Annotated in this window: 10 protein-coding genes; 2 read left to right on the top strand and 8 right to left on the bottom strand. The window is 74.5% G+C overall.

Features of this window, described 5'->3' with window-relative positions; all coding sequences use genetic code 11:
• On the bottom strand, nt 1-1063 hold a 1063-nt coding region (locus AB0M88_RS51085; RefSeq protein ID WP_364115232.1), incomplete at its 3' end, for an AMP-binding protein.
• 249 nt (nt 1064-1312) lie between these two features.
• Between AB0M88_RS51085 and AB0M88_RS51080 the strand changes: the two genes are divergently transcribed.
• On the top strand, nt 1313-2884 hold the full coding sequence (locus AB0M88_RS51080; RefSeq protein WP_364115230.1) for a condensation domain-containing protein: 1572 nt from the start codon (nt 1313-1315) through the stop codon (nt 2882-2884).
• Nucleotides 2885-2913: 29 nt separating this feature from the next.
• Here AB0M88_RS51080 and AB0M88_RS51075 read toward each other — a convergent pair whose 3' ends face one another.
• From AB0M88_RS51075 to AB0M88_RS51045, 7 genes are all read right to left on the bottom strand, one after another.
• Nucleotides 2914-3909, bottom strand: a complete 996-nt coding sequence (locus AB0M88_RS51075; protein ID WP_364115228.1) for an aldo/keto reductase — start codon at nt 3907-3909, stop codon at nt 2914-2916.
• A 133-nt stretch (nt 3910-4042) separates the two neighbouring features.
• Nucleotides 4043-5278: a styrene monooxygenase/indole monooxygenase family protein gene (locus AB0M88_RS51070; RefSeq protein WP_364115226.1), complete on the bottom strand. Its 1236-nt coding sequence runs from the start codon at nt 5276-5278 to the stop codon at nt 4043-4045.
• Between the two features lie 65 nt (nt 5279-5343).
• Nucleotides 5344-5697, bottom strand: coding sequence for a GntR family transcriptional regulator (locus AB0M88_RS51065; RefSeq protein WP_364115224.1), 354 nt, complete (start codon nt 5695-5697; stop codon nt 5344-5346).
• Complete coding sequence (locus tag AB0M88_RS51060; RefSeq protein WP_364115222.1) at nt 5697-7079, bottom strand: MFS transporter; 1383 nt, start codon at nt 7077-7079, stop codon at nt 5697-5699. The genes AB0M88_RS51065 and AB0M88_RS51060 overlap by 1 nt, the downstream gene beginning before the upstream one ends.
• A gap of 79 nt (nt 7080-7158) precedes the next feature.
• Nucleotides 7159-7677, bottom strand: coding sequence for a hypothetical protein (locus AB0M88_RS51055; protein ID WP_364115220.1), 519 nt, complete (start codon nt 7675-7677; stop codon nt 7159-7161).
• Nucleotides 7674-9473, bottom strand: a complete 1800-nt coding sequence (locus AB0M88_RS51050; protein ID WP_364115218.1) for a dynamin family protein — start codon at nt 9471-9473, stop codon at nt 7674-7676. Before AB0M88_RS51050 ends, AB0M88_RS51055 begins: the two co-directional genes overlap by 4 nt.
• Complete coding sequence (locus tag AB0M88_RS51045; protein WP_364115216.1) at nt 9470-11035, bottom strand: dynamin family protein; 1566 nt, start codon at nt 11033-11035, stop codon at nt 9470-9472. The genes AB0M88_RS51050 and AB0M88_RS51045 overlap by 4 nt, the downstream gene beginning before the upstream one ends.
• Before the next feature lie 202 nt (nt 11036-11237).
• On the opposite strand from AB0M88_RS51045, the gene AB0M88_RS51040 reads away from it, so the two are divergent.
• A partial coding sequence (locus tag AB0M88_RS51040; protein WP_364115214.1) for an ATP-binding protein occupies nt 11238-12174 on the top strand: 937 nt, incomplete at its 3' end.

Here is a 12174-nt window from a genome sequence, read left to right as displayed (position 1 = left end):
GGACGAAACGCCGCGCCGTGAGCGCGGCGTCGCCGAGGTAGCCGCGCGCCACGCAGGCGCCGCCGATCAGCAACTCCCCGTCCGGCGAGACCTCCAGCTCGGCCCCGGTGACGGCGCGGCCGATCGGCACCTCCGGGCCGGTGTCCGGGCCGGCGTCGAACTCGTGGTAGGTGACCGCTACGGCCGCCTCGGTCGGCCCGTACCGGTTGAACAGCCGCACGCCGGGCAGCAGCCCGGCGACCCGGCGGGCCACCGCGGTGGGCAGCCGGTCCCCGCCGCTGATCAGGTACCGCAGGCCGGTGGCGTTGCGGAACTGCGGCTCATCAAGCAGCAACGCCAGCGTCGCCGGGGGCAGCCGGACCGCGGTGATCTCGTGCCTGACCAGGGCGGTGGCGATGGCGAGCGGGTCCAGATGATCGCCCTCGGCGAGGGAGACCACGGTGGCGCCCGCCCGCAGCGGCCAGAGGAAGTCGGTCAGCGAGGCGTCGAACGTGTACGGCGCCACCTGCAGCAGCCGGTCGCCCGGCCCGAGCGGCAGCCGCCCGGCGAGCCAGTCCAGGTGCGGCGTGAGGTTACGGTGCTCGACGACCACGCCCTTGGGGGCGCCGGAGGATCCGGAGGTGTAGACGACGTACGCGGGATCGTCCGGGGTGGCGGCGGCCGGTTCGCCCTCGGCCTCGCCGGTCCCGTCGACGCCGAGCGTGCGGACACCGTCGTGCCGGAACCGGGCCGCCGTCGCGTCGTGCACCAGCGCCACCGCCGGCGCGCAGTCGGCCAGCATCAGCGCGCGCCGCGCGGGAGGCTCCTGCAGGCCGAGCGGCACGAACGCCGCACCGGCCCGCAGCACACCGAGCACGGCGACCGCCATGTCGGCCCCGCGCTCCAGGAACAGCGCGACCCGCTCGCCCGGGCCGGCTCCCGCGCCGGCCAGGCGCCTCGCGAGCCGCCCCGACCGCTCGATCAGCTCCCGGTAGGTCAGCGGCCGCCCGGCGCTGTCGAGCCAGGCCGGGGCCGCCCCCGGCCGGCCGAGAACCCGGGTGTGCAACAGGCCGTCGTCCGACATCCTCAGTCCCCCCGCGGGTGCGACGCTCACCGGAATTCGATCCGACCACAGTCGCGCGGCCGCGTCATCCTGTCGAACGTCAGGGCGGCCGCACCGACCGCCGCCGTCCACTGTGGTGGCCGGTTTTCCCGGTTCAGGCGCCGCCGGAGCGGCGGTAGCATCGACCGCACGGCGCACCCCGGCCGAGATCTCCGGGCCGGGCCGCGTGCGCAGGTCTCTCACACCACGAGATGAGGAGACACCACGCTCATGGACTCCGTGCCGGGTATGGCGCTGTCCGCCGGTCAGGCGACCGGGCCGCAGCTACGCCGGATGGCCGCCGTGTGGGAACAGGTGCTCAAGCAGGAGGGGATCAAGCCGGACGACTCGTTCTTCACCCTGGGCGGGCATTCCGTGATGGCCGGCGCCCTGGTGGGTGCGGCCGGCGAGCGGTTCGGGGTGCGGATCCCGATCCGGACGCTGTTCGAGCACTCCCGGCTGGACGATTTCACCGCGCACGTCCTCGGGCTGGCGGCACCGGCGGCACCGCGGGCGGAGGCCGCCCCCGCCGAGGTCCCGCTGGCGATGACCGCCTTCCAGCAGCGGATCTGGCTGGCCGAGCTGATCGATCCGGGCGTGCGCAACCACGTGCCGCTCGCCTGGCGGGTGGCGGGCCGGCTGGACCCCGCCCGGCTGCGCGAGGCGCTGGGCCGGCTGGTGGCCGAGAACGAGATCCTGCGGACCCGGTTCGTCGACGACGACACCGGGCTGTCGGTGCGGCTGCGGGAACCGTGGGTGCCGGCGGTGGAACCGCTCGACCTGCGCACCGCCCCCGACGGCATGACGGCCTGGCTCGAGGCCGCCCTGCGCCGGCCGTTCGATCTCGGGTCCGGGCAGCTGTTGCGGGCCGCCCTCGGCGACCTCGGCGACGACCACCAGGTGCTGCTGTTCTGCCTGCACCACCTGGTGATCGACGGGGAGTCGATCCCGGTCCTGCTCGCGGAGCTGGACCGCCACTACAGCGCCGCGGACCGGCCGCGACCGGTCGTGCAGTACCGGGAATTCGCCGCCTACCAGCGGGAGCAGCGCGACAGCGAGGCCTGCACCACCGACCTGGACTACTGGGCCTCCACCTTGGACGGCGCCTCCCCGGACACGCCGCTGCCCGCGCCGGCGCGGCCGGAGCCGAACGGGGCGTTCCGGATCCCGTTGCCGGCGGACCTGCTGGACTCGCTGCGCGCGGTGCAGTCCCGGCACGGCGTCAGCTGGTTCATGGTGGCCGCCTCCGCGCTGGCGGTGACCCTGCACCGCCGGACCGGCCTGGACGACGTCACCTTCGGCTCGCCGACGGCGAACCGGGACCAGCCCCGGTTCGCCCGCCTGCTCGGCCCGTGCCTGAACACCGCGGTGCTGCGCTCGCGGGTGACCGCGGACAGCACCGTCCGGGACGCCCTGCTGCGGATGCGCGGCGCGGCGCTGGGCGCGCTGGAGCACCAGTCCGCCCAGTTCGACGACGTGATCGCCCGGCTCAATCCGGTCCGGCGGTTCGGGCACACCCCGTACGTCAACGTCACGCTGAACATGAACCTGCTCGACGACCACGCCGCCGTGCTGGGCGGGGCACCGCTGACACCGGTGTTGAACGACGCGCTGCGCAGCGACAACGCCAAGTTCGGCCTGACGGTGACGATGGCGCAGCGCGACGGCCGGCTGATCGGGCTGGTCGCCTACCGCGGCGACCAGCTCGGCGCCGCGGACGCCCGGGATCTGGCCGCCGAGCTGGCGGGCCTGCTGGCCCGGTTCCCGGCGGCCCTGGACGAGCCGGTCATGCGGCAGGGCTGAGCCGCCCCGGACAACGGCTGCCGGACCGCTCAGTGCTGGCCCGGCAGCTGGGTGATCGGGTGCCCGGCGACGGGGTGCGGCTGGTACGGCTCTTCGAGGTAGTTGATCTCTTCCTCGTCGAGTTCCACGTCCAGCGCGGCGATGGCGTCGTCGAGATGGTGCGGCTTGGTGGCGCCGACGATCGGGGAGGTGACCTCCGGCTTGGACAGCAGCCAGGCCAGCGCGAGCTGTGCCATCGGCAGCTGCCGTTTGGCGGCCAGTTGCCCGAGCCGGCCGACGATCTCGCGGTCGGTGTCACGGTAGAGGATCTTGCCGAACTCGTCGGTCTCGCTGCGGGCGCTGACGGTGTCCCACTCCCGGGTGAGCCGGCCCCGGGCCAGGGGGCTCCACGGGATGACGCCGACGCCCTGGTCGGCGCAGAGCGGCAGCATCTCCCGCTCCTCTTCGCGGTAGATCAGGTTGTAGTGGTTCTGCATGGTGGTGAACGGGGTCCAGCCGTTGCGCTCGGCGATGTGCTGGGCCTTGGCGAACTGCCAGGCCCACATCGAGGACGCGCCGATGTGCAGCGCCTTGCCCGCCTTCACCACGTCGTGCAGCGCCTCCATGGTGGTCTCGATCGGGGTCGCCGGGTCCCACCGGTGGATCTGGTAGAGGTCGACGTAGTCGGTGCCGAGCCGGCGCAGGCTGTTGTCGATCTCGGCCATGATCGCCTTGCGGGACAGTCCCACGCCGTTGGGCCCGGGCCGCGTCCGCCCGTGAACCTTGGTCGCCAGCACGATCTCTTCGCGGTGGCCGTAGTCGCGCAGGATCTGCCCGACGATCTGCTCGCTGCTGCCGGCCGAGTACACATTGGCGGTGTCCAGGAAGTTCACGCCGGACTCCAGGGCCCGCAGCAGCATCGGCCGGGCCTCGTCGAGGTCCAGGGTCCAGCCGTGGACGCCCTGGCCGGGCGCGCCGAAACTCAGGGCACCGAAGCAGATCCGCGACACGTCCAGGCCGGTCGAGCCCAGCTTGACGTACTTCACGATGTTCCTCCGTGATCGGTCGGTGACGCAACGACAACAATTGATGTTGGCAAGCGCGCCGACGCCCCCGCAAGTGCCGGAGAGCGACAATCGTGCGAAAACGGAGCGGGGCCGCGGCGCTACGCGCGTCCCGTCAGAGGGTCTCGAGGTAGTTCTGGGCGGCCTGCGGGCTCATGAACCAGTCGTCGAAGTCGGTCGGGTCGCTGAAGCCGTTGGCGAAGCGGCGGGCGACGGCCGGGTTGCCGGCGGCGGTGCCGAGAAGCATCTGCACGTGCTCGGGCAGCGGCTGCAGCATGGCGTTGGTCCAGTCGGTGACGGCCCGGGCGGTGGTGGCCCAGAAGTCCTCGAACGTGGCCGTCATCCACTGCTCGTCGAAGGGCCGCTCGCCGCGGCCGAGAATGGCGGCGAGGTAGGCGGCCGAGCATTTGGCGGCGGTGTTGCTGCCCTGGCCGGTGATCGGGTCGTTGAGCACCACGACGTCGGCCATGCCGAGGGCGATGCCGCCGCCGGGCAGGTGGGCGACCGGCCGGCGGACGGTGGGGGTGAGGCGGCCGGCCAGGGTGGCCCGGGCGTCGGTGAGCTCCGCCTTCTCGGCCCGCTCGTGCACCCAGGGCACGTAGCGGGCGGCGAGTTCGAGGGTGCGGGCGAGCTGGTCGGCCGGGTCCATGCCGGGGGTGAAGACGTCGGCCGGGCCGCCGGGCACGGCCTCCCAGAACAGGATGTCGCAGGGGCCGGTGCGGGTGAGGGCGGGGATGACGAACAGTTCGCCGATGCCGGGCACGGCGTTGAAGCCGATGTGCGGGGTGGGCCAGTCCGGGTCGGGTTCCAGCGGCTTGACGTAGGCGAAGGCGAGCGCCCGCTGCGGCGCCGTGTACGGCGAGCGGGTGGCGTCGCGGTCGAACAGCGGGACCAGGTCGCCCTTGCCGGCGGCGACCACGACCAGGTCGTATTCGCCGCTGCTGGTGTGCCGGTCGAGGTCGGCGGCGGACACCGCCCGGTGGATGACGGTGGCCCCGCGGGATTCGGCCAGCTCGAGCCAGGTGGCCATCTTGAGGCGCTGGTCGACGCTCTGCCCGGGGAAGTCGAGCGGCGCGTTGATGGCCAGGGCCAGTTGTCCGGGCGGGGCGGACAGGGTGATGTGCAGGCCGTCGTACATCGGGGCGGTGTCGTCCCACAGGTTGAGGCCGTACGCGCGCTCAGTCTCCAGGGCCTGCTGGAACATGCCCTGGGTGCTCATCGGGGCGCCGTCGCGGATGTCGTCGGCGGTGCGGGCGGTGATGAGGGTGACCTCGTAGTCCTCCTCGGCGAGGAGGCTGAGGGTGAGCTGGAGGCCGGACTGGCCGGCGCCCACCACGAGGACTCGGCGCATCGTCATCACATCCCTACGGACAGCAAGCGGGTCGGGGCCTACGTTTCCCGGTCGGTCCACAATCGTCAACCCAGGGCGGCCTCGACGAGGGCGAGCGCGGTCTCGGTCGGGACGCCGAGGGCGCGGATGGTGGCGGCGTAGGCCCGGGCGGCGTTCTGGGCCCGCACGGAGGTGCCGGTGGCGCGGGCGGTGACGACGGTGCCGGCCCGGCCCCGGGTCTCGACGAGGCCGGCCTGTTCCAGCTCCCGGTAGGCGCGGGCGACGGTGTTGACGGCGACGCCGAGGTCGGCGGCCAGCGCGCGTACGGGAGGGAGCCGGAACCCGGCGGCCAGCGTGCCGTCCGCGGCGAGCGTGGCGATGCCCAGCCGGATCTGTTCGTAGGGCGGCGTGGCCGCCCGGTGGTCGACGGTGAGGTCCATCAGATCAGTCTGGGGGGTGTGTTGCCGGCGGCGGTGACGGCGCGGCGGATGGGAACGAGGGCGAGCAGGACGCCGCCGACGACGAAGAAGACGACCAGCGAGATGATGCCGAGGCGGTAGCTGTCGGTGAGCTGGAAGATCAGGCCGAAGAACAGCGGGCCGATCCAGCTGGTGCCGCCGGAGCTGATCTCGTAGAAGCCGTAGTATTCGCCTTCCCGGCCGGCCGGGATGAGCTGCGCGAACAGGCTCCGGGAGAGGGCCTGGCTGCCGCCGAGCACGATGCCGATGCCGGCGCCGAGGACCATGAACGGGACCGCGCGGCGGTCGGGCAGCCAGTAGGCGGCGACGACGACGCCGAGCCACAGCAGCAGGCTGAACAGGACCGTGTTGCGGGCGCCGATGCTGGCCGCCATCCGGCCGAGCAGCAGGGCGCCGCCGAAGGCCAGGAACTGCACGATGAGGATCGTGACGATCAGCGTGGACTGGGCGAGGTGCAGTTCCTCGGTGCCGAACGTGCTGGCCAGCGCGATGACGGTCTGGATGCCGTCGTTGTAGATCAGGTAGGCGAGCAGGAAGAACAGGGTCAGCGGGTACGCCCGCAGCCCGCGCAGGGTGCGGCCGAGCTGCTTGAACCCGTCGGTCAGCAGGCTGCCGCGCTCTTCCCGGACCGTGGAGGCGCCGGGGTGCTCGTGCAGCGCGGTCAGCGGGACCAGGGTGAACACGGCCCACCAGACGCCGGCGCTGACGATGCACCAGCGGGCGATGTCGAGCGTGCGCAGGTCGTTGCCCTCGATGGAGAAGAAGCTGACGGCGACCAGGTTGATCGCGAGCAGGAGGCCGCCGCCGAGGTAGCCGACCGCCCAGCCGCGGCTGGAGACGCGGTCGCGGTCGTCGGGGCCGGCGAGGCGGGGCAGGAACGAGTTGTAGATGACGATGGACGCGCTGTAGGCGATGCTGGCGATCAGGAAGAGCAGGCCGCCGAGCAGGTAGCGGTCGCCGGTGACGAAGGCCATCGCGACGGTGGCGACGCTGCCGGTGAAGGCGGTCGCGGCGAGCAGCGGCTTCTTCTTCGGGACGCGGTCGGCGACGGCGCCCATCACGGGCAGCACGACAACGGTGAGCAGCACCGACAGGGACACCAGGTAGGGGAAGTAGCTGCCGGCGGCGACCGGGATGCCGAGCGGGTGGACGGTGCCGTGGCAGCTGTCGGCGCCGAGCGGGCAGCCGGCGGCCTGTTTCGCGACCGCGGAGAGCATGGGGCCGAGGAAGACGGTGATGACGGTGGTCTGGAAGGCGCTGTTGGCCCAGTCGTAGAAGTACCACCCGGTGCGTTCCCGGCGGCCGGCCGCGGGCGGTTCGAGCTGGGTCTGGCTGGCGGCCATGGCGGTTGCTCCCGGTCGTCGATCGATGGCGCCGGTCACTATGCCAGGTGGGTGCGACCGTTTCCCAGGGGCCGCGTACTCAGGAGGCCGGGTCGTGCCAGAACCGGGCGAGGGCGCTGGTGGCGGGGTCGTCGCTGTCGGCCAGGACGGTCCACGGGTCGGCGCCGGGCGGGATCTCGGTGCCGGCGTATTCGGCGAGCTCGTGCGGGTCGACCGGCAGCGTGGCGTCGTGGCCGCCCAGGTCCGCGTTGCCCAGGTCGGGGCTGCCCAGGGTGGCCGCGTCGGTCCAGGGGAAGCCGTCGACGGGCTCGGGCAGATCACCGACGTCGACCGGGGGCGGGAACACGTCGGCCGGGGCCGGGTCGTCGCCGGGCGCCGTGTCGTGGTGGACCTGGTCGTCGACGACGTGGACGTCCTCGGTCGTCGGCACGTGGTGCGCGATCTCGTCCGGCACCTCGGTGTGGAGCTCGTGCCCGAAGTCGTCGAAGTGGTCGAAGTGCTCGGGCTCCTCGAACTGCGGCTGGTCGTCGTGGTGGTAGTCCGGCGGCGGGTAGTCCTCGTCGAAGTGGTGGTCGCCGAAGTCGTGGTGGTCGGTCATCGTGTCTCCTCGGTGGGCTCGCCGGGGGTCAGGGTGCGGGCCCGGGCGAGCGCGTCGTCGGCGGCGCGCAGACGGGCCCGGGCGGTGTCGAGTTCCTGCTGGGCGGCGGCCCGGCGGCGGGCGCGGCCGGCGGCGTCCTCGGCGGCGGCGGCGTCGATCTCGGCGATGTGGGCGTCGAGGTCGCGCAGCCGGCGTTCGACGGCGTCGTCGACGGCGGTGTTGAGGGCGTACTGCAGGTCGGTGAAGCGGTTGGCGATCTCGTCGGCCAGGGCAGCGCGTACTTCGGCGAGGATGTCGCGCAGCCAGGTGCGGGCCTGTTGCCGGTCGGTCTGCACGCGGCGGCGCCACAGGACGTATCCGCCGGCGGCCAGTCCCAAACCGATGCCGGCGACCGGGACCAGCAGGCCGCCGACGGCGAGGACGGAGGCGCCGAGGATGGCGCCGCGGCCGGCCATGAACGCGATGCCGCCGGCCGACAGGGCGATGAGCAGGTTCTCACCGGAGCCGTCGCGCGGGGGCCGCGCGGCCAGGGTGTGCCGCAGGGTGGCGTTGAGCCGGCCGATCATGTCCTCCCGTTCGGCCAGCGTGAACACTTCGGCCAGGACCTTCTCGCCGACCTGCTGGAAGGTGATCTGCAGCTGTTCGGACAGCCGGACCGCGACGGCCTGCAGTTCGGTGTCGAGGGCGTCGGGCAGGCCGGTCAGGGTGTCGCCGCGGCCGGTGTCGATGCGGGCGGCGAAGTCCTGCTGCAGCGCGGCGATGCGGGTGCGCAGCGCGCCGACGGTCTCGACCCGGGCCCGCTGGGTCTCGCTGCTGAGCAGCAGGGTCCACTGCCGGGACTCGGTGCGTTTGCGGGCGGCCAGGGCGGCGCGTTCGGCGCGGGCGGCGGCCTGCCGGGCCGGGTCGGCCTCGGCGGCCCGCAGCCGCTGTCCGGCGGCGGAGCAGAGCCGGGCCAGCTCGCCGCGGGCGGCCCGCAGCACGTTGGCCAGTTGCAGCTGGTGGCCGTGGCCGGCCAGGGCGACCAGGGCGTGCTGCAGCTCGGCGATCCGGGACGCCTCGACCAGGGCGCCCTGGTCGGCGGCCGGAGCCGCGACGGCCAGCTCGGCCAGGGAGGCGGAGACCGGGAACCAGGGCGCCCGCGCGAAGCGCGGCGCGTGCGCCTGCAGCAGGGCGCGGTTGTCGTCGAGGATGTGGCGCCACCCCGGGTACGCGTCGATCTTGGTGAGGGCGAACACGACGGCGTCGACGCGGTCGCTGGCGGTGGCGAGGAAGTCGAGTTCGGGCCTCGACAGCGGGGCCGAGGCGTCGGCGACGAACAGCAGCGCGGTGGCCTTGTCGACGGCGTCGAGCGCGACGGCGGTGTGGGCCGGGTCGAGGCCGCCGACGCCCGGGGTGTCGAGCAGGCTCAGGTACCGCAGCAGCGGCGCCGGGTGGGTGACCTCGATGCGGCGGGCCCGCTGCCGGCCGGTCGCCCACGCCGCCAGGTCGGTGATCTCGGCCGGTTCGCCCGCGCCGGGGGCCCAGGCCCGGGCGGCGGGCCGCGGGCCGGGCACGAACTGCAGGTAGGTGGCGGTGGCGACGGCCGCGTCGACCGGGGACAGGCCGGGCACCCCGAGCAGCGCGTTGATCAGGGAGCTCTTGCCGCGCTTGGTCTCGCCGACGACGACCAGCGACGGGCGGACCAGATGCCGGCGCCGCAGGTCGGCCAGTTCGGCGCCGGCGTCCGGGTCGGCGGTGCACACGTAGGCCAGGGTGTCGCGGACCGCGGCGTCGAGGACGGTGGTGAGGTCGGTCATCGGGTCACCGGCCCGCGGATCTGCTGGGCGAGCAGCTGGAAGCCGCGGTGCGCGACCTGCGCGACGCGGGACTGGGCCGGGCCGGCGCCGGCGACCGCGTACACCCGCCACCGGTTGGCCGCCGCGGTGGCCGCGGCGGCGAGTTCGGCCGGGCCGGCGGCCGGCAGGCGCAGGATCCAGCGGGGGTCGTCGGAAGTGGCCAGGCGGGTCAGTTCGGCCTCCCAGTCGGCGGGCATCGGCACGTCGCCGGTGGCGACGCGCTGGGCGGCGTCGAGCAGGCGCAGCCGGTGGTAGGCGGGGTCGCGCAGCAGCCGCTGCACGGTGTCGCGCAGCCGGTCGCGGTCGCGGGGGTCACGGACCCGGCCGGCCAGCCGGTCGAGCCGCGACAGGGCCCAGCCGGCCTTGATCGCGTCCGAGCGCCAGCGGAACGTCTCGTCGAGGGTGTTGCGCAGGCGGGGCAGGCCGGAGGCGGCTTCCAGGCGGCGGACGAGTTCCGCGGTCGGCAGGCCCGGTTCGGCGGCGTACTGGGCGAGGGCGAAACCGATGCCGTACAGGTCGAGCCGGTCGAGCAGGCGTTCGCGCTGCTCGGCGCCGAGCGGGCCGGGCCGGGTGCGGAACAGGTCGGCCGAGGCGAGCAGCAGTCGCAGCCGGCCGGCGGGCAGCCGGGCCAGTTCGCGCAGGGCGGCGCCGTCGGCGCCGGTGAGCCGGCCCGCCTCGGCGGTCTCGGCGAGCAGCCCGGCGACCGGTACGACGTCGCTGACCGTCCGCCCGAGCAGCTGCGCCTGCTGAGCGGCCAGCGGGCCGGCGACCGGCCACGGGTCGGCGGCCCCGGCGACCAGGGTGTCGACCTTGCCGAGCACGCCGATCGCGTTGACCGGGCTCGACGACAGGCGCGCCGACGCGGCCCGGAACGCCTCCAGGGCCTCGGCGTCGTCGGCCCGTACGGCCTGGGTGAACACGTAGACGACGGCCTCGGCGGCGGCGACCTCGGCCGCCGAGGCGTCGTCGATGTCGGCGTCGAACGGGGCGGTACCGGTGGCCTGCGGAGCAGTACTGATGGCCTGCGGAGCAGTACTGATGGCCTGCGGAGCAGTGCCGACGGCCTCCCGCGCGCGGGCGCTGACCCCGGTGTCGGTCGACGCCAGGCCGGGAGTGTCGACGACGGTCAGGTCGCGCAGCTTCGCACTGGTCAGCGTGACGTCGACGTAGGCGACCCGGCCGGCCGGCACCCCCAGGCGCTGCGGGATCATGCCGTCGTCGTCGAGCGGCAGCGACCGGCGGTCACCGTCGCGGCACACCACGTCGACACGGTCGGCCGGTCCGTAGCGGAACCGGGTGACCACCCGGGTACACTCGCCGACCGCGGTCGGGGCGACCCGGCGGCCGATCAGCGCGTTGACGAGTGTCGACTTTCCGGCTTTCAGGCGGCCGGCGATCGCCACCCGGAGCGGCTCGCCGAGCCGGTCGCGGATCTGTCCGACCTGTTGAGCGGGGTCGGGGCCGAGCTCGCCACGCAGCTGATCACAGAGCGTCGCCACGGTGGCGCTCAGCGGACCGGTCACCACGGCTCGTCAGCCGTGCACACTGTCAGCGACAATGGGCGGACCGCGGACGTCGGCACGGCACCCTCCTGATTGCGGGGAACGACGGCTTCGGGAAACGACGGCAGGCAGGGGTGCCCGCTCGACGGACAGCCTACGGAGCGCCGCCGGGCACGGGATCCCGTGTTCGTGCCAGGCGCCGACACGGGGAGGGGAGGGGCCGGTGGCGGCAGTGCCCGGAGACGACCCGGTCACCCTGCTGCGCGGGCCTGCCCTGGTCGTGCTGACCGGGCCGCCCGGCTGCGGCCGCAGCACCGCGCTGCGGGAGATCACCGCCGCGGTGCCGGGGCCGGTGCACGCCGGCGGGGGCCTGGCGATGCTGTCGGCGGTGCCCGCGCTCGCGTTGTCGCGGGCGGTGCGGGCCCGGCTGCCGGCCCACGACGTGCACCTGCTCGCCGAGGCGGTCCGGTCGCGGGTGCGGGGCGGGCTGCTGGTCCTCGACGACCTGCAGTACGCCGACCCGGCGACCCTGGCCGCCCTGCCGCACCTGGCCGGCCGGATCCGCGTGCTGGTCGCCCTGCGCACCCCGCACCGGCTCGGTGAGGCGGCCGAGCGGGCGCTGCGGGAGGCGGCGGCCGCCTGGATCGGCGTCCCGCCGCTGGGCCGCGAGGCCGCCCGGGAACTGGCCCGGCGCACCGTCGGCGGCCGGCTCGACGACGCCGCCCTGACCGCGGTCACCGACCGGGCCGGCGGCAACCCCCTCGCGGTCACCGCGCTGGCCCGCAACGCGGCGGCCGGCCGGGGCACGCCGGGCGGCGACATCGACCAGGTGGCGTACGCGATCGCGACCGCCCTGGCCGACCTGCCCCGGCCGGCGCGCACCGCGCTGGCCGCGCTCGGCCTGCTGGGCCGGCCGGCCGCGGCGGGCCTGCTCGGGCCGGGCGCCGGCGACCTGCAGGCAGCGGGGCTGGTCACGGCGGCGGCCGACGGGTCGCTGCTGCCCGTCTCGACCTATCTGGCCGAGACCGCGGCCGGGCTGCTCGACGCGGCCGCCCGCACCGAGCTGCACACCCGCCTGGCCGACCTGACCCCGCCGGCCGAGGCCGCCCGGCACCTCGCCGCCGCCGGTGACCACGCCGGGGCCTACCGGGCGGCGCTGC

Origin of the sequence: Actinoplanes sp. NPDC051411, from assembly GCF_040682075.1 — a bacterium.
Lineage (GTDB): Bacteria > Actinomycetota > Actinomycetes > Mycobacteriales > Micromonosporaceae > Actinoplanes.
The sequence above is the reverse complement of the archived record's forward strand: the minus strand, read 5'-3'. Positions and strand labels throughout refer to the sequence as shown.